Here is a 23,762-nt window from a genome sequence, read left to right as displayed (position 1 = left end):
CGTGAACTCCGAACCGTGACCCGTATTCCGCCTCAGGACAACGGGTCTAGCTGTCCGGTGTGGCTTCGTGACCGGGACGGCCGTGGGTGCGGCGGGCTTCCTTCATCTCGGCCTCGTACAGGTGGGTGCGGCCGTTGACGAGCTCGTCGCGGATCTCGCGCTCGATCAGCCGGAACCGCGCATAGTAGCTCTCGTCGTATTCCTCCACGATCTGGAAAGTCCACCGGCCGGGCAGCACGTTGCGGCCGACCAACTCGGTAGCGAGCTTGTCGGCGAGCTGATGGTGGCCGGCGTCGTGCAGCATGTCCACCGCTTCACCGAGCGCGAGATCGGCGCCACCGGTGAGCTGGTGAAAGCTGTAGAGGTGCCCACGGGCACGTTCGGTCGTCTCCAACGCCTCGGACAGCTTGCCCACCGCGGCCACGGTCGCGGAGTCGACGCCGTCGGGCCGTCGGTGCCGCTCGGCGGGCTGCTCGTTGTCGGTCATATCACGAGGCTATCGCCGGGTATCGCTATGACCGGTCCATGACACCTACGAGTCTTCGGTCAAGCCTGGAGACGACGTAGGTCCGATGTCTGTGGTGCGCACGCGACCAGCCATGTCGCCCACACCTGCCCGCGGCCCGCTGGTCACTGGCACGGTGGGCACCGGCCAGGCGCGGTCGCGCCCTGTTCTGACAGCATGACGAGCGTGACCGAGGCCCTGCGCTGCGCGCGAGACACAGCACGGCGGCTGCCGGGCGCTGTCTGGTACCTGGCGGTCGGCGGTGTCACCGCGCTGCTCGCGCTGGTCGCGGTGGTCGGCCTGCTGATCGTCGGCGCGTTCTGCCTGATCGGCGTGGGGATACCAGCGCTGCCGGAGGCACTTCGGCTGGTCCGGCCGTTGGTGGCTTTCGATCGGCGCAGGGCGGCAGGGTATCTCGGTGAGCAGGCGGTGCGGGCCTATCAGCCGTTCACCGGCGGCTTGCGGCAGCGGGTCGCGACGGTGTTCACCGATCCGGCGAACCGCCGGGACGTCGGCTGGCTGGCCGCACACGCGCTGACCGGCATCTATCTCGCGGTGTTCGCACTCGCGCTGCCGCTCGCCACCCTCGTTCAGCTGGCGATCCCGGGATTCTGGCAGCTGATGCCGCCGGGGGAGGAGTTCGCCAGTTTCGGTTTCGCGGTCGACTCGTGGCCAAAGGCGATCCTGAGCTTCTTCCTGGCCTTCCCGGTGGCCCTGGTGACCCTGCAGCTTCCGGTGGCCGCACGCTGGCAGGCGATGGCCACCCGTGCCCTGCTGACACCGACCGAAGACGCCTTGCTGGCCGACCGGGTCGCGGCCCTCACCGCGACCCGGGCCGCCGCACTCGACGCGCACGGCGCCGAGCTGCGCCGGATCGAGCGTGACCTGCACGACGGCGCGCAGGCCCGGCTCGCGGCGGTGATCATGCAGCTCGGGATGGCCGACCAGCTGCGCGACCAGGACCCGGAAACCGCGCGGGATCTCGTGCGCAAGGCGCAGGACACCGCGACGGCCGCGCTGGCCGAGCTGCGTGATGTGGTGCGCACCGTGTACCCCCCGGTGCTCACCGATCGTGGCCTGGCCAGTGCCGTCTCGGCGGTGGCCGCTCGCAACCCGATCCCCTGTGTCCTCGATCTCCGCGACGTGGGCAGACGCCCCGCCGCCGTGGAGGCGGCGGCGTACTTCGTCATCACCGAGGCGCTCACCAACGCCACCAAGCACTCCGGCGCCACGGGCATCTCCCTGGTGCTCGCAGGTCTGCCCGAGCTGTTGACGATCGAGATCCGCGATGACGGGGTCGGCGGCGCCGTGGAGACCTACGACGGCGGGCTGGCCGGTATCCGGCGCAGGGCCGAAGCGCTCGACGGCGGGATGGTGCTGACCAGTCCACCCGGTGGACCTACTGTAGTGCGGGTGGAGTTGCCGTGCGGGTCATGATCGCCGAGGACAATGCCCTGCTGCGGGAGGGCTTGGTGCTGCTGCTGAGCACGGCGGGCATCGAGGTGGTCGCCGCCGTGGACAACGCGGACGACTTCCTCGCGGCGGTGGCCGCGGATCGGCCGGACGCGGTCGTCGTCGATGTGCGCCTGCCGCCGACGTTCACCGACGACGGATTACGCGCGGCCGTCAGCGCGCGCAAGCTGCATCCCGGCCTGCCCGTGCTGGTGCTGTCGTCCTGGGTGGAGGACAGCTACGCCGCGGAACTGCTCGGTGACGGCATGGGCGGCGTTGGTTATCTGCTCAAGGAGCGGGTCGGTAAGGTGGATCGCTTTCTCGATTCGCTGCGCCGGGTCGCGGCGGGCGGCACCGCCATGGACCCCGAGGTGATCGCGCAACTGCTGGTGCGGCGCAAGGCCGATGACCCGCTGGCCGCGCTGACCGCCCGCGAGCGCGAGGTGCTCGCGCTGATGGCGGAGGGGCACAACAACACGACCATCGCGCAGCGGCTGGTGGTCGGTGAAGGCGCTGTGCACAAACACATTCGGAGTATCTTCGCGAAGCTCGGGCTTTCCGCCGACGATGTCGGGCACCGTCGAGTGCTGGCCGTCCTCGCCTACTTGAACGCGTGAAGCCCTGAACCCCTTGGGGGTTCAGGGCCGCACCCGGTTCCGGTCAGTCGGCTGGACAGGTCCGATCGTCGGCGGGCAGTGTGCCGTCGAGGAAGTAGGTGTTCACCGCCGAGTACACGCAGGAGTTCTGGTAGCGCCCGAAGATCCAGTGGATCGGCACATCCTGGAGAGTGATCAATCGAGAGGCGCTCAGGTCGTCGTGCAGGGCGACCGCACCTGCGTAGGTGGTCCTGGTGTCGCCGGTGGATTGCACGATCATCGCGGGTACCGCGTTGCGCACCGCCGTGGCCGGTTCGGCCGGCGGGGTCCAGAACGCGCACGGGGTGATGTTGTTGGTGAACCCCGCGAACACCGGTTGGGTGGCGCGGGCGGCCTCGATATTGCGCAGGTAGAACGCCGGATCCCGTGGGGCCGCCACGTCACCGCACATGATCGCCATCTGTGCCGAATTGTCCTTCGGCCGTGCCTGCAAGGCGAAACCGAGGGTGGAGTCCAACGTGTCGTCGGGCTGGGCGGGCTTGCCCGCGGCGGCGTCGGCGATGGTACGAATCTGACCGGCGAGCATCTCGTATTGGTCGGGGCTGTCCAGCCCGACGAACAGCACCACCGGCAGCCAGTGTTCGTCGATCTCGTACTCACCCAACCGGATCGGCTTGTCGGCGGCCTGCCTGATCAGATCTTGGACGGCACCGCGAACCTGGGCTCGGCTGGTGCCGAAGTGGTAAACCCCGTCGCGTGCCGCGACCCAATCCGCCCACAGGTCGAGCGCGGCCTCGTTGGCCGGGCCCATGGCCCGCATCATGCCGACCGTCCCGTACTCGTCCGGATCGGCCGCGCTGTCGAGCACCATCCGGTCGCTGCGGCTGGGGAACATCTGCATGTACACCGCGCCGAGGTAGGTGCCGTAGGAGGTGCCGAAGTAGCTGATCTTCTCCGCGCCGAGAATGCCGCGGATGACGTCCATGTCCCGCGCGGTGTTTCGGGTGGTGACATGGGCCAGTCGTGCCCCTTCGGTGGCGGCGCAGCGGGCGGCCAGGTCGCCCTGTATCGCAACGGATTCCGCGAAGCCCACCGCGTCGAGCCCCGCCGAATGCAGGCCGAAGCCGACCGGCCACCGGCAATCGACGGCGGACGAGCGCCCGACCCCGCGCGGGTCCATGCCGATCAGGTCGTAGCGAGCCCGCACCTCCGGCGTCATCGCCTCGGCGACAGCGACCATGAAGTCCAGACCTTCGCCACCGGGGCCACCAGGGTTGGACAGCATGACGCCACGCTGTGGGGCGGTCCCTGCGATCCGGGAAATCGCCACCGTGAGCGTTGGCCCCTGCGGGTCGGCGTAATTCACCGGCACGGTGACGTCGGCGCATTGTGCCCCGACCTCATCCAATGTCGGCGCCCCGCAGGCTTTCCAATCGAGTTGCTGACCGGTGAACCGGTCCGGGACCGCGGTGTGCGGATTCGCCTCTGCGTCGGGACCGGCACAGCCGATCAGACCCGCACAGGCCACCAAGCCGACCAAGGCGGCCGTCAGCCCTTTCGCGCGTTTCACTGTTTCTCCTCAGAAGTTGGTCGGCCGCAACCGAAACGGGGCCGTGGTCACTGAACGGGACGATTACGAGGCGCACAAGGCGGCGTCCAGCACGCCGTTGACCGCCTCGGCCTCCTCCTCGGTCGAGGGCAACTGGTTGACCGTGACGGTCACCGCGGTGCCTTCGGCCGTCACACCGTTGCGTGTCTCGAAGCCGGGAATGCTGCCGCCGTGACCCCACACCTCTTTGCCGCACGGCGCGGTCCGGTGGATCAGGGCGAGTCCGTAGTCGGCGCCCGGCATGCGGTCGAACGGCACGGTGCGCTGCATCTCGGCCAATTGCGCAGGGGGCAAAAGTTTTCCGGACAGAAGTGCGATGAAGAACCGGTTCATGTCGGTCGCGGTGGCGACCATGTCACCGGCGGTGGCACCCCAGGATGGGTCGAAGTCGGTGAAATCGACCGACTCGCCGTCGATCCGGTGGTATCCACGGGCGTGCGGGCCACGGATGCCGGTCTCGTGAGCAGCGGGCACATAGGTGTCGCGCAGGCCGAGCGGCTCGAGGAGCCGGCGCCCGATCTCGTCGGCGGCCGGATTGCCGGTCACCCGCTCGATCAGCAGGCCTGCCAGCAGGTAATTGGTGTTCGTGTACACGGATTTCGCGCCAGGGTCGAACTGCGGCGGCAACGTCATCGCGCGGCGCACCAGCTCGATCATCTCGAAGTGCTGCCACCGCAGCGTTTCCTCGTCCGGGTCGAGCTGTTCGGAACTCTGGGCGCTGATGCCGTCGCCGGAACCACGACCGAGATAGTCCGGCACCCCGCTGGTGTGCTGCAACACGTGCCGCACCGTGATCCGGTTGCCGTCGTTGCCGTTGCCGCGCACCACCCCGGGCAGATAGCGCTCGATCGCCGCGTCCAACTCGACCTTGCCCTCGGCGACCAGCTGCATGATCACCGCCGCCACGTAGGTCTTCGTGTTGCTGCCGATCCGGACGCGCGCGTTGTCCGGGAACGGTGCGCGTGTGCTGAGATCACCGACCCCCGCGGTGAACGTTCGAGGTCCGGCGGGGCCGTCGATCACCACCTGCACACCGGGAAACCCTTGCCGCATCAGCCTATCCATCGCGGTGGACACGGCGGGCGGTGGTGTCATCGTTGCCGCGTCCGGTGCCTCACCACCACACGCGGCCGAGGCGAGTACCGCGCCCACCACGACGACCGAGAGAGCCGCCTTGCCGGAGTTGCGCCGAAATGGGTTCATGAGCAGTGTCTTCCTCCTGTTCGAGTCGGAAGGCATGGGTGCGTCCCCGACGATTCGAGCCTAGGAATCCGGAGTTCCCGCGCCCATGACGCGCGCACCCGAATGCTGGGTACTGCCTGCTGGCCTGACGTGGTGGTGCCAGCACCACCACGTCAGCTGGGCGACACGAGAATCTCAGGGATTCATCGCATCGCCGCCCGGCACTGGGGTGTGGTGCTCGCGCAGGTTGACCCTGACGCACGGTCAATCTCGCACTATGGTCGGCATGCCTACGAAAACCAGTGCGACGCGGCACTTCACGGTTCACCACGACGACGTCACGATCTCGGTGTCCCGCGGTGGCGACGGACGCCCCTGGTTCTGTGTCCCGGGCTGACTTCGACACAGGATGAACTGGGCGAGCTCCTCGGGCTGTTGCGTCACGATTTCGATGTGGTGAGTTTCGATCTGCGGGGCCACGGTCTTTCCTCTGCTGCTGACCGGTACTGCTTCGATGGGTTCCTCGGCGATGTCGTCGCGGTGATGGCGGAGGTGGGACGACTCGGCCTGCCCTCGGCGCCTCTGCTCGCGGGCTACTCGTACGGCGCGGATCTGATCGTGCACTACGCCGCCGAGCATCCCGACACCGTCGGGGAGCTCGTTGTCATCGACGGGGCGAACCCGATCCCCGCACCGTTCATCACCCAAGCCGACGTGCCGGAGTTCCGCGCGCTGTGGGAGAACCTGGCGACGGCGCAGGAGACTCTGCGGGGCACCCCGCGTCAGGTGTTGCTCACCGCACAGGAAATCCTCGACCTCAATCTCGAGCTGGATGTCATCCGGTCCGGAATCGACCTCGGGATCGACGTGGTCGGACCCGGAATCCTGGACCGGTACCGCACGATCGACCTTCCGATCCGCATGATCATGTCGACCTCGATGGCCGGCGACAGTGGCGAAGGACGCGCACCGCGGCACAACCGGCTCTGGCGTGCCGGTATCGACCGGCTCGTCCGCGAGCCACGCATCACCACCTCTTGGCTCGATGCCACTCACGCGCTGGTCGTCACCCACGCTCCGGACATCGCCCAGATGATCCGGAGCACACCAGGCCCAGCTGGCCAGGCGACTTCTCGAGTCGCTTCCAGATCTCTAGGAGACTGGTCCGATGCTGACCATCGGTGAGCTGGCCGCGTACGCCGGAGTGACGGTGCGTGCGGTGCGGCACTATCACGCCAAAGGGCTACTCGCGGAGCCGGGGCGGGATCATTCCGGCTATCGCAGGTACGACGCCGGCGTCGTGGTCGAGCTGATCAAGATCCGGACCCTCGCCGCGGCAGGGGTCCCGCTGGCGCGTGTGCGAGAGCTGCTTCAGGCCGACACGGAGGAGTTCGCAGCGGCGGTCGCAGACATCGACAAGCGGCTGCGGGCGGAGATTCGGCAGCGGCAGCGGCACCGCGAGCAGATCGCCGGCCTGGCTGCGGGGGACAATCTAGCGTTGCCGACGGAGGTGGTCGAGTTTCTCGACCAGTTGCGGAAGCTCGGGGTCGACGAGCGGATCGTCCAGGTCGAACGCGACGGCTGGATCCCCTTGGCAGCGCGCTCACCCGAGCGAGTCCCGGAGTTGATGGCGCGCAAGCGGGAGCAGATCGCCCACCCACAGCTCGTCGACTTCTATCTCACCCTGAGCCAGGCTCTCGACCGGACCGACAACGACCCCATACTGATCGAGCTGGTCGACAATATGGCCGCCTACCTCACACAGCTGGCATGCGAGCAAGGCGAGGACTACATCGGCGGCGACATCGAACCATCGTTGGTCGAGCAGCTCGACACACTGGTGCTCGACACCGCGCCGCCGGCCCGTCGACTGATCGAGCTGCTGAACGAGCGAGGCTGGACCGGCTGGACCACGCTCACGCGCATGGACTCGGGGCACGGTACCGCCGAAACGCGGCAGGAAGGCACCGCGGTGCAGCAGTCTCCAGTCGGCGATCTCGCGGATCGGGCAGGTATTCGGCTCACACCACATGTCGTGGAAACCTGGAAACTCCCGACCGATCCGTAGTTCGTCGACGAGATCCGTGACGTGGTCGGGGGCGGGGCGTACCTGTCGCTTGGGCGCCCCCGAACAGGGTCAGCCCGCGTGGCTTGACGACCGCGAGGACCGTCGCCCCGACCAGGATGACGGTCGCGGCCACACCATGAACGACGAACGTCGGCGCACGCAAGGCGTCCAGAGTGGAAGCGGGGTCGGCGGCAAGGGCGGCGTAGTGGTCGACAGTGCCGGTGTAGAGCAGCAATATCGCCGTAGCCACCACATTGAGCACCAATTCGAACAGCACCCAGTAATGCCCGATCAATCCCCACGGTGTGCCCAGAGACTGCACCACACCGGTCACCAGAGACGCCACCGACAGCGGCACCAGCACCCACCAAACCATCGGTACCGCAACGAGATTCAGTACCGCAATGATCGTGTTCCACACCAACCTGTCCGGACGGGTCGGCCTTGGGACGGCCGAGGAGAAGGTGCTGGAACTCGTATGCAGAGCTGGCCATCCATCCGTCGGGGAACTGGCCGAGCAGACCGGTATGGCCAAGAACTCCATCAGCGATGGGGACTGCTGCGGGGTCGGGTGAGACTGGAACCCAACTGGTGGGGCAGGTCAGTGTCACCGATCCTGCAGCAGTCCCGGTAGGCGCTGGCCGATTCTCGTTCGCGGGGCGATGCCGGTCTTCCGCGAGCCAGTGACTTCTGGTCTGAAACTCCACCCCAGGGCTATCGCGTCCTCGATCGTTTCGCGACAGCGATCGCCCTGACGACGTACGTGGCATCAAAGGGGAGGAACACAAGTACGCGGCGGCATCACCGAAAAATCATCCCTACCAGTGGGTACGTCGAACCCCGTTGGCTCCTCGGCGATTGCTACCGGAACCCGGTGGGGTCAACGGAAATTCCCGGATCGGTGCCGTTCGGCCACCGCGCCGGCGCTGCTCGGCCAATCGCAGTACTGTGCCTTCCGGTTCCAGTTCAGGCCACTCGGACAGGTGTGCACGGCCGGAACGTTGTTCGAGCACTCAACGTACTTCGTCACATCTCCGGGATAAGGGAAGAGCCCGTCTGGTTCGGGACAGTTGAAGGCGGCGATGTCGACTCCGGTGTCCTCCGCGAGAGCAGACGACGCGGCAACGAGCGTGAGGGCGGAACTGAGCAGCAGTCCGGCTGCCGGCACAGCGAGAACACGAGTAAATCGCACGGTCGTCTCCTTCAGGTTCTCTGTCGAGTCGATCAGGATGTCGTCGGCTACCTGTGTCTGGCTCCTGTATCCCGCTGCCGAGGAGTTGATGCACCTGCGCGGCACTCGGGCAGAGCGAACCTAGCTCAGCGACCGTGAGACCAGAGCACGACACGCGGTGCCGAGAGGTGGCCCTGGAACGCTGACGAGAATCGTGCCCTACCCGTGATACCTCTGTATTTGTCAACCGGCATCGGCTCGAGCGGTACCTGCCGATGCCGAGCTGGAAAGGGACGCGTTGCGTGAGGTCGCCAATGGCTGGAAAATTCTGAGCCCGGGGACCAAGCGCCGCGACGTGGACTTGACCGGCTCTTACCAGGGGCTTCGCCAGTTCTAGTGCGGTGTGAGTCATCGGTCATGCTGCGGGGCAACAGGACTCAGTGGCAGGATGAAATGGCCCACTGCAGCTTCCGTAGCGACGCACCGAATCAGTTGTGGCTCAGTACTGAAGGTCACTCGGCCGGGGTGGGATTTCGTGCGGTGAGCCGCTCGAAAAGCCCGTCCATCAGTGCGGCCAGACCGAATTCGAAGGCGCTGTCGGGTGCGGCGTTGTATTCGGTGGCTGCGGCCGCCCTTTCGATACGGCGACGGAGCCTCGGATATCCCCGAGCGATCTCGGTTGCCTCGGACATGGCCTGCGCGAGTGGGGTTTGTGCGCTGTTTCCGTTGCGGTTGAGGCGGCGATCGAGCGAGAGGTTCACCGTCCTCGTCGAATCCGGCCTGTTCGAAGATGGCCAGCATCCGATCATCGTGGTGAGACTTGTTGGGACCATAGAGCAGATATCCCGATTGGGCCTGCACGACCCAGGGGTGCCGGGTGATCATGGCGTACATGCCGACGGCGGCGGCCTCCGCGGCGCTGCGCCAGTCTGTGGTCCGGGAGTCCGGCAGCACGATCTCGAGGCAGCTTTCCTGGACGAGGCGCTAGCTCCAGCGGCCCCCGGATGTTCGCCTCTTGACACTTTATGACCGATCGGTTGCAATGTTATCTGTGAGCTACGACACGATCATCAGAGGCGGGCGCTGGTTCGATGGCGCCGGTTCCCCATCCGCCATTCGCCACCTCGGCCTGCGGAGAGATCGTGTCGTCACGGTCTCGGCGGACCCGCTGGATGAAGCGGGTTGCCCGAACGTCGTCGCTGCCGAAGGTAAATGGGTGCTGCCGGGCATGCTGGACATCCACACGCACTACGACGTCGAGGTGCTGAAAGAGCCGGCGCTGGCCGAATCCGTGCGGCACGGCATGACCACCATCGTGCTCGGGTCCTGCTCACTGTCGACGGTGCACGTCGAGCCCACTGACGCCGGTGATCTGTTCGGCCGCGTCGAGGCGATTCCGCGCCCGCATGTCATCGGCACTGTCGAGGAGGTCAAGTCCTGGAACTCGGCGCGCGAATACGCCGAAGCCCTGGAGCGCCTGCCGCTGGGGCCGAATCTTGCTGCCATGATCGGACATTCGGATATCCGGGCCGCCGCCATGGGCCTGGACCGCGCGACCCGCAAGGACGTGCGGCCGACGCGCGCCGAACAGGCGCGGATGGAGGCCTGGCTGACCGAGGCGCTGGACGCCGGGTTCGTCGGCATGTCGGCGCAGCAGCTGCTGTTCGACAAGCTCGACGGCGAGGTCGCGCGCTCGCGGACGCTGCCCTCGACCTATGCCGGTTGGCGGGAACGGCGGCGGCTCAACGCGATTCTGCGCCGGCACGGCCGGCTGCTGCAGGGCGGGCCCGACATCAAGAATCCGCCGCGGCTGGCCGCGATGATCTTCGCCAGCGCGGGCCTGCTCCGCAAACGGCTCAAGACCACGCTGATCTCGGCCGCCGACCTCAAGGCCAGCCCGCTCATCGTCTACCTGATGAGCGGCCTGGCCCGCGCGGCGAACGCACTCAACGGCGACTTCCGCTGGCAGCATCTGCCAGTTCCGTTCGAGGTCTACGCCGACGGCATCGACCTGGTCATCTTCGAGGAGTTCGGGTCCGGGGCGGCCGCATTGCACCTGGCCGACCAGGTCGAGCGCAACGCGCTGATGCGCGACGAAGCCTATCGCCGCCGCTTCCGCAAGGACTACGACGCGAAATTCGGCATCCGGGTCTGGCACCGGGACTTCTTCGATGCCGAGATCGTGGCCTGCCCGGACGAGAGTGTCGTCGGCAAGACCTTCGGCCAAGTCGGCGTGGACCGGGGCGGTGTACATCCGGTCGACGCCTTCCTCGACCTGGTGGTCGAGCACGGCACCAAGATGCGCTGGCGCACCACCATCTCCAACCACCGGCCCGAGATCCTGAACCGGCTCAGCGTCGATCCCGGTGTGCAGCTGGGCTTCTCGGACGCCGGCGCGCACCTGCGGAACATGGCCTTCTACAACTTCGGGCTGCGTTTCCTGCGCCGCGTCCACCGCGCCGAGCAGGCAGGGAAGCCGTTCATGACCCTGGAACAGGCGGTACATCGGCTCACCGGCGAACTCGCGGATTGGTACGGTGTGGCAGCCGGGCATCTACGCCCGGGCGACCGCGCCGACCTGGTCGTGGTCGATCCGACGGGCCTGGACGACTCGCTCGACGCCTACGCCGAATCCCCTGTCGCGATGTACGGCAACCTGGCTCGTATGGTCAACAGGAACGACAGAGCCGTTTCGGCCGTGTTCGTCGGTGGTCAGTATGTGTTCGGCGAGGGGCAACCCGCCGAGGTGCTCGGCGTCCGGCGCACCGGTCGCTTCCTACGAGCCGGAGAGTAAGTGACCAACGCGCGACGAACACAGGCCGAGCGCAGCGCCGCCACCATCGCCAAACTGGTCGAGGCCACCATCGAGGCGATCGAGCAGGTCGGCTATCACAGCACCTCGCTCGGTGAGATCAGCAGTCGCGCGGGGGTTTCCAAGGCGGCCATCTTCCGGCACTTCGACTCGCGCATGGACCTGGTGGTGGCGGCTGCGGGCGAGGTCAGCCGCCGGCACCTGGCCGTCGTCGCCGAGCTACGCATCCCCGAGAGCGTCGCGCACCCGGTCGATCTTGCGGCGCTGATGCACCTGATCCGCAAGCAGATTCGCAGCGACATCAACACCGTCTGGCTGGAACTGCTGGTCGCCGCCCGCACCGAGCCCGAGCTCCGGCTCCGGATCGCGCCGGTCCTGCGGGAGCTCTATGATGAATTGGACGAGCTCGCGGTCAGCGTGCTGACCCCCGACGTCTCGCCCGAGGCGGCCCGGCTACTGGCCACCTCGCTGATCCACATGTTCGACGGCGAGGCGATTCTGCGCACCACCTATCCGCGCCCGGAACTGGAGGACGCACGCATCGACCACGTCGCCGCCGCTTTCCGGACGCTGACGGGTCCTATAGCCCCCCAGCCGATGATCGATCAGCAGCTACCAGGGGTTGAGGAACATCCGCGCGGACTGTTCCGCTAGCGGAACCAGCGCTGTCCAGAACAAGGGCTGCGGGCGCCGTGGAGAGTGGGACAGGTCGCTCTTCGGCCAACCCGCCCCACCCCGGAACCCGCCGCAACTTGACACTTGGGAGCATCAGAGGTCTTGCATCTCGGGGACTCGACCCTGTGACCTGTCGCCGCAAATTCGGCAGCCCAGTTCACAGCCTCGAGCCTGCGCACGTGACCGATCGTGCGACCACTACAACCTCAGTGGGCTTCAGGTTCTTATTGCACCAGATGCTCACCGACTCGTCAGGTGTCCAGTACGTAGGTGTCGGTGAATTCCTGGCCGCCGATGAGGTAGCGGTCCATGCTTATTTCGTCTGGATTCTGCGGATCAACGGGAACGGCGATCTTGCCGTCGACGCCGGTGTTCATCGGCTCACCCCACGGCGCCATGATCTCGATCGGATGGCCGGTGTCGTTCGGGATTGCCCGGATCTTTCCGTTGGGTCGGTAGACGCCGGGTTCCGTGGTCGCCTCGTGGCGCTGGTCGAAGTGGGCTCGCGCGGCGGCGATATCCGGCTCGGCTGCTTTGTAGATGTACTGCTCACCGCCAGGGTTGGTGATGATGATCTGACCCTCGCGTGCCCGATTCGTGGTTTCCCGAGTACCGTCGGCCAGGATGGTTTCGACATGCTCGTCCTCGCGCGCTGCATGGGCACGGACCATGCCCTTTTTCCTGTAGATCGGGGCCTCGGCGAGCTTGGCCGTGTAGTCGGGGGTTGAAAGATCAAGTCGGATTCTCGTCACAGAATCGGAGCCCGTCGAGGAACTCGGCAACCCGGGATCGGTGTCCTCCGGCCGCCGATGTTGCGTGTCGCCACCATCGGCGCCCGCCCCGAGAATCGGACGCCGACCCTCCAAGTCATCCTCTTGTAGTTGTTGCTTACTCCTTCGAAGCTCGCCAGCGACCCCATGCATGGCTTCCCCGCTGGCTCTTCCTGCCTCTTCCAGCCGAGCGACCGGCGGGGCAACCCGTTTGCGAAAGAGATCAACAAGAACTCTACTGATCCACACATTTCCCCCTCAACTCACGGCAAAACGAACTGGGCTCGGCTGCAACACAATAGACGCCGCCAACATCCGAGCGGCCAAGGCGCTGACGACACAAAGATCACCACGCCAACGCCCTTGGCCGCTCGGATGTTGGTCAAACCCTCCACGTCGGCGAAAGCCACGGGAAGATACCTGGGCAGCGGCGTGTTGGTACGCACCATCTCCGGATCGGTCTACTACCTGGCCGTAGGTGCGAAGATCGCCGCCTCCCGTCAGCGAGTTGAAGCCTCCTACGCTGAGTTGTGGCTACTTCACGATGCGGAATCGGGTGTGGATCGCGGCTGGGGTTTCGACGACCTGCAGGGTTTCCAGTGGCAGATGATCGGTGGGCAGGTTCTCGAACAGGCGGGTGCCTGCCCCGAAAATGACCGGTACGACGTGCAGGGAGACCTCGTCGAGCAGGCCGGCGGCCAAGTACTGCTGACCGAGGTCGGCGCCTCCCATCACACAGACGCTCCCGTTCCCGGCCGCGGCGCGGGCTCGATCGAGGGCATCGTGGATGCCGTCGGTGGCGAACTCGTACACCCCGTTCTCCGGGGCGGTGTCCGGAGCGTGGTGAGTGACGACGATGGTCGGGCGCCGGGCCGGGCCGGACGGTCCGTTCGGTCCCCACCACGTGATCGAGTGGTCGAAGGTCCGGCGACCGCAGATCACCGCGCCCAGGCCGCCGAGTGCCTCTTCCATGTACTGGCGGTTGGCATCGTCGCGACCGATCCAGTCGTGCAACCTCAGGCCGCCCTCGCCCATGGGCTCGTCCGGCGTCTGGTTCGACGCGGTGATGAAACCGTCGATCGATACGCTGATGTCGAACACGACCGTGCTCATGCTGTTCCTCCTCGATGATGCCGGGCGGCGCCCAGCTTGTGTGATATCGGTGAAACGTCCGCCGAGATCCGAATCCATCGGTTCAGCGGAAGAAACTTTGCGGTCGTATTCACCGATGACACCGAGTAGCCGGGACGTCGTTGCCGCTACCGTCACGATCCGGCTGGAGGCCGCCACGATGAAGGATGCCCAGGAGCTCGACCCCGAGGACCTTGCAGCTGCCGCGGTAGCCGGTGACGAGTCGGCCTTCGCGACGCTGTTCGAGCGGCACCGACGTGAACTCCACGTGCACTGCTACCGGCTGCTCGCCTCGTTCGAGGAAGCCGAAGACATGGTCCAGGAAACCTTCCTGCGTGCTTGGCGCAAGCGCGAAACCTTCGACGGCGGTCCGATGATCCGTGCGTGGCTCTACCGCATTGCCACCAATGCCTGCATGGACCTGCTCCGGCAGCGGGCCCGCCGGATCCCGGTCTTGCACTCCTACGCCGAGATCGCATGGCTCGAGCCCTATCCGGATCGGCTTCTCGACCAACTCGCTCCACGGGAGGACGAGCCCGGTGCTGCCGTCGTCGCCCGGGAGACGATCGAGCTGGCCTACCTTGCCGCCCTTCAGTTGCTGCCGCCCCAACAGCGAGCCGTTCTGGTTATGCGCGATGTCATCGGTTGGTCGGCTGCCGAGGCCGCGGCGGTGCTCGAGACCACCACTGCTGCGGTCAACAGCGCCCTGCAACGAGCCAGGGCGACGATGGCCCGCCACTCCGCACGCGACCGACAGCCCACCGGCGGCGACCTCAGCGCCGAAGAGCGTGACCTGCTTCAGCAGTACATCGCGCTGCACGAACGTCCCGACCTGGCGCGGATGGCGGCACTGGTCCACCACGACATCCGAGTGACCATGCCACCCCAGCCGCTGTGCTTCGACGGCTGGGAGAATCTGGCTCCCCTGCTCGAACGGGCATTCGGCCCACAAGGCTTCGGCGACTGGCATGTCATACCCACCAGCGCGAACCGCATGCCGGCGGCGGCCTGCTATGTCCGCCCCGCCGGTGACACCTTGTTCCACGCCTTCAAAATGGACGTCCTGCGATTCGACGGCGGCAGTATCACCGAAATCACCACGTTCGAGCGGCACGTATTCCCACGATTCGGCCTGCCGGACACCCTTCCCGGCCCGCCACCGCACAGCCGATGAGGCCCACGCCCAACTCGATGCGCAGAGCTGGTGCGGGCCTCGCCCGTGGCTTGTTCAACGACATGATTCGCTATTGGGGTCGAGACGTGCTGGTCTGCGGGGGCGGTGGTTTACCGGGTGGTGTCGCGGTCGGAGACCAGCCCGGCGACGGCAAGATGGGTTGGCGGGAGTGTGTGGCGGCGGTGGTGCCAGCGGCGCAGGCCTCGCCATTGCTTGTGTGCGGCGATTGCGTGTTCGACCGGGATGCGTGGTGAGGAATGCCGTGTGCGGGCCCGACTCCCTGGCCCCGGCGGTCAAAGTTGGTGGCGCAGGATCGCCCTGGGGTTGCCTGTGTGCCCGCGCCAGCGCCCACCCCCTCGGGTACGAATGGCCGCGAAACCATGATCGTGGATGTGGTGCCTGGCTGCCGGGAAGCCGCAGGTTCGACGGTCAATGTCGGTGACAGACCAGCTTGACGTCGCGTCGTGTATTGGTCGCCCTGCCTTCGCTATCGACCGGTGGGCGGTAGCAGGGGATGTAAACCCCGGGCCTGGCCCCCGGCCGCAGCAGCGGTGGGGCCGATAGGTCGCGGGTGTGTCCGAAGACACCATCGCCGACGCCCTGAAGCGAGGTACTCACGAATCGGGCAGGGAAGTCAGCCAGGACCGAACCCTTTCTCCGCGTTCGATAGCGGCGTCGTATTGCCCAGGTCGCCGTTCGTTCAATCTTTGGAAGATCCGGGTGGCTTCTTCGATCGCGGCCAGTCCGTCCTCGTGTCGGCCAAGATCGCCCAGCCGGTTCGCGAGGTTGTGCAGGCTGGTGGCGAGGTCGGGGAGGTAGGTGTCGGGTCGCTGTTGGGCCAGGGCCCGGTACATCCGGGTGCCTTCTTCGATCGCGGCCAGTCCGTCCTCGTGTCGGCCGTGGTCGCCCAGTTGGACTGCGAGGTTGTTCAAGCTCATGGCGAGGTCAGGGAGGTAAGTGTCGGGTCGTTGTTGGGCCAGGGCCCGGTAGATCCGGGTGGCTTCTTCGATCGCAGCCAATCCGTCTTCTGGTCGGCCGTGGTCGCCCCGTTGGACTGCGAGGTCGCCCAGTTGGACTGCGAGGTTGTTCAAGCTGGTGGCGAGGGCGGCGAGGTGGGTGTCGGGTCGTTGTCGGGCGAGGGCCCGGTAGATCCGGGTGGCTTCTTCGATCGCGGCCAGTCCGTCCTCGTGTCGGCCGAGGTCGCCCCGTTGGACTGCGAGGTTGTTCAAGCTGTTGGCGAGGGCGGAGAGGTAAGTGTCGGGTCGTTGTTGGGCCAGGGCCCGTCGGATCCGGGTGGCTTCTTCGATCGCGGCCAGTCCGTCCTCGTGGCGGCCGAGTACGCCCAGCCGGTTTGCGAGGTTGTTCAGGCTCATGGCGAGGTCGGGGAGGAAGGTGTCGGGTCGTTGTTGGGCGAGGGCCCGTCGGATCCGGGTGGCTTCTTCGATCGCGGCCAGTCCGTCCTCGTGGCGGCCGAGCGCGCCCAGCCGGTTTGCGAGGTTGTGCAGGCTGGTGGCGAGGGCGGGGCGGTAGGTGTCGGGTCGTTGTTGGGCGAGGGTCCGGTGGATCCGGGTGGCTTCTTCGCTCGCGGCCAGTCCGTCTTCTGGTCGGCCGAGGTCGCCCAGCCGGACGGCGAGGTTGTGCAGGCTCATGGCGAGGGCGGGGCGGTAGGTGTCGGGTCGTTGTTGGGCGAGGGTCCGGTGGATCCGGGTGGCTTCTTCGCTCGCGGCCAGTCCGTCTTCTGGTCGGCCGAGGTCGCCCAGCCGGTTCGCGAGGTTGTTCAGGCTCATGGCGAGGGCGGGGCGGTAGGTGTCGGGTTGTTGTTGTGCCAGAGCCCGGTGGATCCGGGTGGCCTCTTCGATCGCGGCCAGTCCGTCCTCGTGGCGGCCGAGCGCGCCCAGCCGGTTCGCGAGGTTGTGCAGGCTGCCGGCGAGGGCGGGGCGGTAGGTGTCGGGTCGTTGTTGGGCGAGGGCCCGTCGGATCCGGGTGGCTTCTTCGATCGCGGCCAGTCCGTCTTCTGGTCGGCCGAGGTCGCCCAGCCGGTTCGCGAGGTTGTTCAGGCTGCCGGCGAGGGCAGGGTTCGTTTCGGGTGGGGTTCCGTCGGTGCGGTAACGCCGAACGAGCGCCTCGGTCATGGCGGTGGCGATCTCTGCGAGCGCTTGGCTGGTGTCGGGGAGGCTGTCGTGCAGAGTGATCAGAACCGTGGTGGGAGTGGTCGGGTCGGTGATGGCGTCGTCGAGGGCAGTGGTCAAGGGTGTCGGGTTCTCGACGTGGGTGGCGACCTCGATGGCGTGGACCAGCATCGTGTCGGGCTGGGTGCGGCACCATGCGGTGAGTCGCTGCCCGGGCATGGGTCCGAGGATCGGGTGGGCGGCGGCACGGGTGCACACCGTCAGTAGCTGGCGGGCACGGGTGTCGGTGAGTGGCAGGGCGGTGAGGTGTTCGATGACGCAGGGGCGGGTGCGGTCGAGCATGAGCCGCCCGACAAGTCGTTCGGCGACCCGGTCGGGTGCCAGCCCGGTGAACACGCCCGGTTCCTGTCCGGGATACAGGCTGGTCAGCCAGGCGCGGGTGCGGTTGCGGATGAGCAGGGGTTGTTCGGCCAGCTCGGGTACCCAGCCCAGGATTTCATCGAGTTCGGCTCCGCCGGTGGGGGCGAGGACCGCGGTGGTGGCGACCACGTCTTTGAGGGCGGGTGTGTCGAGGCTGGTGAGCCCGTGGCTGGCGGCGATGTGGCCCCAGTATCGGTATTCGTGGTCCAGTACCCGGTCCTCGATCCCTCGCGCACCCGCCCTGGCTGACGATGGAGGACTACTTGTGTCCAGAAGCGCGGTCAACGCGGTCATCTGCACAGTCAGAACGCTGGTGTCTTCGACGAACTCCGGTACCGGCGCGGCCAGGACCTTGTCGGCGGCTTCGGCCCACCCGTGTGCTTGTGTCGGGCCGGGCAGTCCCGGCAGCGCGGTCGCGAACGCTTCGACCGCTGCCCGGTAGGACTCTGCGCGGGCGCCGGGGTCGGGATCGAGCGCGCTCAGTTCGGTGATCGCGGCGGTGTCGGTCAGATCGGCGATGTCGTCACTGCCGGTGGGGATCTCGTTCCACCAATCGCCGTGGGTGCGGGCCAGCAGCAGCACTTTCATCGACCGATCGCCTGTCGTCGCGGCCAGCGTGGTCAGCAGCTCTTGGACTTGGCCAACCCGTGACTCGGCGTAGTCGATGATCACCAGCAACGAGGTCACCACCTGAGCCAGCACCGCCAGATCGGTGTGCGGGGCGTGCGGGTCCAGCCAGAGTACTGTCCATTTCTGGTCGGTCAGCTGGCCGGCGAAATGGTGTGCAAGTCGGGTCTTGCCATGTCCTCCCGCGCCGGTGATCAGCTGAACTCCGATCCCCGGTGCCTTTGCCCACTCGAGGAGTTGGTCGAGGAGGGTTTCGCGGCCGGGCCGGAACTTCACGATTGCTCGGCGTGCCAGCAGCAGCGAGGCCGGAGTCGCGGGTGCGGTGGCTGTTCGGGTGGGGGAATGGCGGTCGGACAGGTGCTGGAGTTCGACCGGCGCCCATCCCGAACCCGCTTCCCCGCCATGGGATGTCACTACTTCCCGGAACCGGTCACTATTGAGCAGCACGTACGCGGGAACGACATCGAGCGCGCCATGAGCGCGGTGCGCGGGATCAGCGGCCACGACACCGGTCAACAGGTCCCCGCAATACACCGCCGCGCCGGAGATCCCCGACCACGGTGACTCACCCAGCTGCGCTGGTGGGTGTGCGTCGAGTTCGACGACGTAGCGGTTGCCGACCAGCCCCGCACCAGGATTGATACGTCCGGTCGGCTGCGCCAGCTCAGTTGCACCGCCCTCATGCTGGGCGAAGTCGGGCACACCCCAGCTACGGCAGGCGATACCGGGTTGGTGGGTGACCGTGCGTCCCCACACCACCGGCCGCATCGCCGGTGGAACCCACTGCGGGTCGGTGACTTCCACGAGCGCGGCGTCATCACGTCCACCAGGGGTTCCACACCACAACACCCTCGCGGCGTAGACACCGGACGCGCCCGGTCGAAACACCCGCACCGCCGCACCGACCCCGCCGGTCACGTGCGCGGAGGACAGCACCAAACGCGGTGCGATCAGATACCCCGAACCTGCCTGCTGCCCGGTCACCCGCAGCAGTTGCTCCCACCGCATCACATCGCTCCGCTCTCACCGCGAACCCAGTGCATCCCAACAGCTTCAGCCGGTGACGTCATGGATTCAGGGTCCTATCGCACCGAGCTGTTACGGCTCGATCCGTTCCGACAGATCACCTGGCCCCTCCTCACCGGCCTGGCTGCCGACCAGCACTCGCCCGCCGCCGACGGCTTGCGGGGTCAAGGTGAGCGTCACCCGTTGGCGACGTGAGTGCCCGGCTCCTGCCTCGACGTCCGCTGACACCACCCAGGCTTTGAACCCGGCCTTGGCCTTGGCGTCCTTGCGGAGTTCGACCTCGAAAGACAACTCGACCGGGCCCACCTCGAATTGCAGGCCCGTTCCGGCTCCCTTGGCCGCGGCTTCCAGCAATTCGTCGCGCAAGGCTGCGACAGCATCACTCAACTCGATATCCACATCGACCCCTCATCGCTGTCGGCCCCATCGGCCCACTTCATCGTGGTGGTCGTCATCGTGCCCGATAGACGGTGTACGACGAAACCTGAACCCGGCCAGCCGGTTTCACGCCAGGGACGACCGATCGTCGCCGAGTCGACCATGCGCTGCCGTGGTTTTCGGAGCCGGTCGTAGTTGTCGGTACGCCAGGAGTGGCTGTTCGGGTCGGCTCGTCGGCACCGGTACACCGAACCCAGGGTGGTTCGTCCTCAAGCGGCCGACCAGCCGATTTTCGTTCAGAACATCTGTCCCCGAAAACTTTTTCAAGATCATGGGAAGTGGCGGTGGTCAGGAACGAGAACGGCGGTACCGCACGACGAGGTGCGGTACCGCCGTTCGCCTTCCCTGAGTCAGTTCAGGGCGAAGGCGGCGGTCGGCGCGGAGGCTTCGCCCTCGGCGCCGAGCGCGTTGTAGACCAGCGTGTAGTCGCCGGTGCCGGGGGAGTCGACCACGAAGACCACGAAGTTGTCCGGCTTGTCGATGGTCTGGCGCGCGCCGAGCAGCTCGTTGATCGGGCCCTTGAAGTCGGCGGGCACGGTGCGGCCGTCCGGGGTGCGCACGCTGAAGTACTGGTAGTAGATGTTGGCGCCGCCGGCCGGGATGCCGGAGCCGCCGGTGAGCGTGATGTGCAGCGCCACATCGGATTTCCCGCGCTCGCCGGTGCTGTAGCTCGGGTGCAGGCTTGCGCCGGTGACGGTCACCGTCGTCTCGCCCTGGGTGAGCTTCGCGGAGGTCGGGAAGCTGCGCGGCTCCACGCTCTGCACCTGCGCGTCCTTCTTCAGCGCGATGATGGTCTGGTTGTCGGTGGCCGTGCCGTAGACGATCGTCATGGTGTCGATCAGGTGCTCGGCGTCGTCCAGCGAGCGCACCGGGACCTCGGCCTTGCCCCTGCCCTTGCCGCCTGCGGCGACGGTCGGGCTGTCGAAGGTCGCGCCGCCCTCCAGCTCGCCGTTGACCAGCAGGGTCGGGGTCAGCCCCAGCATTCGGTCGGCGAGGCCGGTATTGGCGTAGGTGATGTCGATGGTCACCTCGGCGCCGCCATACTCGTCGGGCACCACGGTGGCCTTGTCCACGGTGATGGCGAAATCGTCGTACCAGCCGGTCTTGCCGACGGTGCGCACGGTGGACTGCCCCGCGCGGCCCGCGGCGGGGGCGCCGGCCGGCGTGCCCGCGGAGGTGGCCACCGTCGTGCTGGCCGGTGTCGCGGTGCCGACCTCGTCGTTGCAGGCGGTGAGGGAGAGCAGGGCGACGGCCAGCGCGGCCGCCACAGCGGTTTTCCGGACAAGTGGAGTGGGCACGACTGCCTCCAGTGATTCGACACCCCGTCCGGCGGATTCCCGGGTTCGGCGCACGGCGGGTTCTGCCCGAAGATATCCCGGCGCGCGCCCGGTGTTAACCGGAGCGCGTAGAACGATCGGGGAACGCCCGGATCACCGCCGCAGCGCGGTGTAGTCGATCAGCTTCTCCGCGTTGGACAGCGAGGTCACCACGCAAATGCCGAGCGGGCCGGTGCGGTCGTCCATGGTCGCGGTGCCGATGGAGACGCCGTCGGCGGCGAGCGGTGTCTCCACAACGACTGGCGGTAGTGTTCGGTCGTTTTCCGAACACCGTGCACCACCTTTCCAGTAGGGGCACGGTGTTCGCCTCCGACCGCGGCGGCCGCTACTCTGATTTCCCTGCGGGGGTGGGCAGTACAGTCGGTGGCCCTCCCTCCAAAGGAGGGGCAGGGGCCTGGATCTGGGCATGCTGACGTCGGCGGCCCAGCCAGCGACGACCGACGAGGGGGTAGCCAGCCCTCCGCCTCCGACCGCGAGCGACCAAGATGTAACGGCGACAAGCGATCTCGGACCCGCCCCGTGCACGCACCAGTGGCGCCCCCGGCATGGCCTGCGGAATATCGGGTTTGTCTCGGCAGCGGCGCCGCTGGCGGCCCCGGCCTGGCGGGCGGATGCGATGCAGACGGCCGTCTGGCGGGGTCCAAGAAGGCATCTGCACGGGCGCGGAATCTCGCCTTCATCTGTGTGCCGGGTCGCCGGACCGCTGCGGTCTGCCCGCTCGGCCCCTTCGCTCCCAGCTGTCTCGACCGTCTCACCGGCCTGCCCATCGCTGCACCAGCTGCGCCATTCCCGCCTGACTCACGCCGCGGAAGAGGGTGCGCCGACGCCGGTGCTGATGAAGCTGTCCGGGCACACCTCGGTGCGCAGCTTGGTGAAGTACGCGCGAGTTTCCGACGAGGGGCTGCGCCGCTTCCATGCCGACAGCGACCCGGCGGCTCGGCGGAGAGGACGACCACGCAGTTTGGAATTCGTTGCCGTGCAGGTTGTTTCAGTGAGTGAGGTCCAGGGTGTCGAATCGGTGGGCCGACCAGATTCGCCGCGAAGCGTCTTCTGGGTAAGGCCGGGTGATCGGTTCGGCGTCGTAGACGCGGGTGGTTCGTGTCCGTGGATCGTAGGGTGCCCAACCGGGTTTGCCGGTGGCGGCGAACCGCACCCAGTCGGCACGCATGTACTGGCCGACCTGGTTGATTTCGTTCGCGGCGTTCGGATGGGCGGCTCGGTGGGCGCGGACCTCGTCGGGGCTGAGGGTGCCGAACAGGAGCAGGAAGTCCAGGCAGTGCGAGGCGCCCTGTTCGGCGTTGAAGCTCCAGGTGAGTTCGTAGAGCCACACGGGTCCGCCGCCGGCGTAGGCGGCGTCGGCCAGATGCAGGCTCGGCATGCGGAACAGCCAGTCGGTGCTGAGTATTTCGAGTCGCTGGCTGGGGGAGGCGTCGGGGTAGGCGGTGCGGTAGAGCCTGTCGCCGTCCGCATTGGGGGCGAGGTGGTGGAATGCCGCGGTCATGTGCGCGGGGGTCGGTTCGCTGCAGGGCCGGGATGTGTAGAGCCGGAACTCGTCTCTGGTGTGGCCGATGAGCAGGTCCACCCCACGCGCGGCGCCGCCGGCGACCGCGCTCCACGGTGCGCTCGGCAGGACGTCGCCGTCGATGAGGGGTGAGAACGGGGTGGGCGTGAACGTCAGCGGGCCCCAGATATCGACGAACTCGGGCATCTTCGCGATCACCGCAGTGGTCGCGTCGGTCAGGGCGCGCGGTGGCAGCTGGCTGAAGTCGGAGACCGTGGCTTGGACGCCTGCCTCGGTGGCGATCGTGGTCGAGATCGCGGCGGCGAGTTGTGGGGTGAAGTAGGTGCCGGGCATGGATTGGCTGATCGCGCGTCGGAACAGTCCGGCCGCCCTCGGCATGACGAGGAGGGCGGCGATGGCTGCCCCGCCGGCGGATTGGCCGAATACGGTGACGTTGGATGGGTCGCCGCCGAAGGCGGCGATGTTGTCCTGGACCCAGCCCAATGCGGCGATCTGGTCGAGGATGCCGCGGTTGTCGGGGGCGCCGGTGATGCGGGCGAAGCCGTCGACGCCGACGCGATAGTTCATGCTGACCACCACCACGCCCGCCCCGGCGAGTGTCGCGGCGTCCAGGTGCGGGTTGGCGGTGTTGTTCTCCAGATAGGTGCCGCCGGAAAGCGACGTCATCACCGAACCGGTGTTGCCTGGTTGGGGCACGGGTGGACCGAACCGGCGTGCGTCCCGGATGCCGTCCCACCGCTGTGCAGGAACGGGGGCGGCGAATCGTCTTGCACCGAACGGTGGTTCGGCGTATCGGATGCCCCGGAACACCGCGACAGGGTCTTCCCATCTGCCGCGTACCACTCCGGTCGCGGTGCGGATTTCAGGTTCGATGTCCACACGATGCTCGCTTCTCTTGGCAGCGGACGGTGATGATCAGCCGAAACGCACATCTCAATCAGATGTCGGGTGTGTTGTAGGTCACTGCCTGTTGAGGGAACCGGTCTTGGGCGTGTCCCGTCCTACCATGCGACACATCGGAACTCTCGATGTGCCCGAAAGTCATGGGGGTACAGCATGATTCGGAACAGTCGGCCCGTTCGGGCCTGTGCATTGCTTCTCGGGATTCTCGCAACGGG

21 protein-coding genes and 2 pseudogenes are annotated in these 23,762 nt (G+C 67.0%); 9 read left to right on the top strand and 14 right to left on the bottom strand.

What is annotated here, in order from left to right:
- Nucleotides 1–46 precede the first annotated feature (46 nt).
- Nucleotides 47–487 carry a hypothetical protein gene (locus BOX37_RS23050; protein ID WP_071929454.1) on the bottom strand — a complete coding sequence of 147 codons (441 nt, stop codon included), beginning with the start codon at nt 485–487 and terminating at the stop codon, nt 47–49.
- 195 nt (nt 488–682) lie between these two features.
- On the opposite strand from BOX37_RS23050, the gene BOX37_RS23045 reads away from it, so the two are divergent.
- Together BOX37_RS23045 and BOX37_RS23040 are read left to right on the top strand one after the other, a co-directional pair.
- Entirely contained in the window at nt 683–1,942 is a 1,260-nt protein-coding gene (locus BOX37_RS23045) for a sensor histidine kinase (RefSeq protein ID WP_071929453.1), read from the top strand.
- Nucleotides 1,930–2,574: a response regulator gene (locus BOX37_RS23040; RefSeq protein ID WP_071929452.1), complete on the top strand. Its 645-nt coding sequence runs from the start codon at nt 1,930–1,932 to the stop codon at nt 2,572–2,574. Before BOX37_RS23045 ends, BOX37_RS23040 begins: the two co-directional genes overlap by 13 nt.
- Nucleotides 2,575–2,617: 43 nt before the next feature.
- On the opposite strand, the gene BOX37_RS23035 is transcribed toward BOX37_RS23040, so the two are convergent.
- Nucleotides 2,618–4,123, bottom strand: coding sequence for an alpha/beta fold hydrolase (locus BOX37_RS23035; RefSeq protein ID WP_071929451.1), 1,506 nt, complete (start codon nt 4,121–4,123; stop codon nt 2,618–2,620).
- Between the two features lie 63 nt (nt 4,124–4,186).
- Nucleotides 4,187–5,365 (bottom strand): serine hydrolase domain-containing protein, encoded by a 1,179-nt coding sequence (locus tag BOX37_RS23030; RefSeq protein ID WP_071929450.1) that lies wholly within the window; start codon nt 5,363–5,365, stop codon nt 4,187–4,189.
- A 102-nt stretch (nt 5,366–5,467) separates the two neighbouring features.
- Between BOX37_RS23030 and BOX37_RS23025 the strand changes: the two genes are divergently transcribed.
- Nucleotides 5,468–6,529 carry an alpha/beta fold hydrolase gene (locus BOX37_RS23025; RefSeq protein ID WP_240505017.1) on the top strand — a complete coding sequence of 354 codons (1,062 nt, stop codon included), beginning with the start codon at nt 5,468–5,470 and terminating at the stop codon, nt 6,527–6,529.
- A complete protein-coding gene (locus BOX37_RS23020; protein ID WP_084760009.1) occupies nt 6,513–7,412 on the top strand; it encodes a MerR family transcriptional regulator in 900 nt (299 codons plus the stop codon). The genes BOX37_RS23025 and BOX37_RS23020 overlap by 17 nt, the downstream gene beginning before the upstream one ends.
- Here BOX37_RS23020 and BOX37_RS23015 read toward each other — a convergent pair.
- The gene (locus BOX37_RS23015) at nt 7,366–7,776 is read right to left on the bottom strand and encodes a hypothetical protein (protein WP_240505015.1); all 411 of its coding nucleotides are present in this window, start codon (nt 7,774–7,776) and stop codon (nt 7,366–7,368) included. The two genes, BOX37_RS23020 and BOX37_RS23015, sit on opposite strands and share 47 nt — an antisense overlap.
- A gap of 40 nt (nt 7,777–7,816) precedes the next feature.
- On the opposite strand from BOX37_RS23015, the gene BOX37_RS34700 reads away from it, so the two are divergent.
- Nucleotides 7,817–7,987, top strand: coding sequence for a hypothetical protein (locus tag BOX37_RS34700; protein ID WP_167659877.1), 171 nt, complete (start codon nt 7,817–7,819; stop codon nt 7,985–7,987).
- Between the two features lie 305 nt (nt 7,988–8,292).
- Here the strand turns inward: BOX37_RS34700 and BOX37_RS36220 are convergent, their stop codons facing one another.
- The 3 genes and pseudogenes from BOX37_RS36220 to BOX37_RS36215 all read right to left on the bottom strand — a co-directional run.
- Nucleotides 8,293–8,580 carry a carbohydrate-binding module family 14 protein gene (locus tag BOX37_RS36220; protein WP_167659977.1) on the bottom strand — a complete coding sequence of 96 codons (288 nt, stop codon included), beginning with the start codon at nt 8,578–8,580 and terminating at the stop codon, nt 8,293–8,295.
- A gap of 515 nt (nt 8,581–9,095) precedes the next feature.
- The gene (locus BOX37_RS35860; protein ID WP_276207213.1) at nt 9,096–9,275 is read right to left on the bottom strand and encodes a TetR/AcrR family transcriptional regulator C-terminal domain-containing protein; all 180 of its coding nucleotides are present in this window, start codon (nt 9,273–9,275) and stop codon (nt 9,096–9,098) included.
- Nucleotides 9,276–9,405: 130 nt separating this feature from the next.
- Nucleotides 9,406–9,477, bottom strand: a pseudogene (locus BOX37_RS36215) (TetR/AcrR family transcriptional regulator); the annotation flags it as partial.
- Nucleotides 9,478–9,634: 157 nt separating this feature from the next.
- On the opposite strand from BOX37_RS36215, the gene BOX37_RS23000 reads away from it, so the two are divergent.
- Both BOX37_RS23000 and BOX37_RS22995 read left to right on the top strand, forming a co-directional pair.
- On the top strand, nt 9,635–11,377 hold the full coding sequence (locus tag BOX37_RS23000; RefSeq protein ID WP_071929446.1) for an N-acyl-D-amino-acid deacylase family protein: 1,743 nt from the start codon (nt 9,635–9,637) through the stop codon (nt 11,375–11,377).
- A complete protein-coding gene (locus BOX37_RS22995) occupies nt 11,378–12,049 on the top strand; it encodes a TetR/AcrR family transcriptional regulator (protein WP_071929445.1) in 672 nt (223 codons plus the stop codon).
- A 272-nt stretch (nt 12,050–12,321) separates the two neighbouring features.
- Here the strand turns inward: BOX37_RS22995 and BOX37_RS22990 are convergent, their stop codons facing one another.
- Both BOX37_RS22990 and BOX37_RS22985 read right to left on the bottom strand, forming a co-directional pair.
- Complete coding sequence (locus tag BOX37_RS22990) at nt 12,322–13,089, bottom strand: hypothetical protein (protein WP_156910502.1); 768 nt, start codon at nt 13,087–13,089, stop codon at nt 12,322–12,324.
- A 285-nt stretch (nt 13,090–13,374) separates the two neighbouring features.
- Nucleotides 13,375–13,953, bottom strand: a complete 579-nt coding sequence (locus BOX37_RS22985; protein WP_071929443.1) for a dihydrofolate reductase family protein — start codon at nt 13,951–13,953, stop codon at nt 13,375–13,377.
- Nucleotides 13,954–14,068: 115 nt separating this feature from the next.
- Between BOX37_RS22985 and BOX37_RS22980 the strand changes: the two genes are divergently transcribed.
- Nucleotides 14,069–15,145, top strand: a complete 1,077-nt coding sequence (locus BOX37_RS22980) for an RNA polymerase subunit sigma-70 (protein WP_206045702.1) — start codon at nt 14,069–14,071, stop codon at nt 15,143–15,145.
- A gap of 614 nt (nt 15,146–15,759) precedes the next feature.
- Here the strand turns inward: BOX37_RS22980 and BOX37_RS22975 are convergent.
- From BOX37_RS22975 to BOX37_RS34210, 4 genes are all read right to left on the bottom strand, one after another.
- Nucleotides 15,760–19,329 (bottom strand): tetratricopeptide repeat protein, encoded by a 3,570-nt coding sequence (locus tag BOX37_RS22975; protein ID WP_071929442.1) that lies wholly within the window; start codon nt 19,327–19,329, stop codon nt 15,760–15,762.
- 90 nt (nt 19,330–19,419) lie between these two features.
- A complete protein-coding gene (locus BOX37_RS22970) occupies nt 19,420–19,734 on the bottom strand; it encodes a trypco2 family protein (protein WP_240505013.1) in 315 nt (104 codons plus the stop codon).
- A gap of 401 nt (nt 19,735–20,135) precedes the next feature.
- On the bottom strand, nt 20,136–21,083 hold the full coding sequence (locus BOX37_RS22965; protein ID WP_156910501.1) for a hypothetical protein: 948 nt from the start codon (nt 21,081–21,083) through the stop codon (nt 20,136–20,138).
- 132 nt (nt 21,084–21,215) lie between these two features.
- A complete protein-coding gene (locus BOX37_RS34210; protein ID WP_206045701.1) occupies nt 21,216–21,356 on the bottom strand; it encodes a hypothetical protein in 141 nt (46 codons plus the stop codon).
- A 172-nt stretch (nt 21,357–21,528) separates the two neighbouring features.
- Here BOX37_RS34210 and BOX37_RS35980 point away from each other — a divergent pair.
- A pseudogene (locus BOX37_RS35980) lies at nt 21,529–22,005 on the top strand (site-specific integrase); the annotation flags it as partial.
- A gap of 105 nt (nt 22,006–22,110) precedes the next feature.
- Here the strand turns inward: BOX37_RS35980 and BOX37_RS22955 are convergent.
- Entirely contained in the window at nt 22,111–23,523 is a 1,413-nt protein-coding gene (locus BOX37_RS22955) for a carboxylesterase/lipase family protein (protein ID WP_071929439.1), read from the bottom strand.
- Nucleotides 23,524–23,762 lie beyond the last annotated feature (239 nt).

It is taken from the genome of Nocardia mangyaensis, from assembly GCF_001886715.1.
In the GTDB taxonomy this organism is placed as follows: Bacteria; Actinomycetota; Actinomycetes; order Mycobacteriales; family Mycobacteriaceae; genus Nocardia; species Nocardia mangyaensis.
This window is presented reverse-complemented; position numbering and strand designations above follow the sequence as displayed.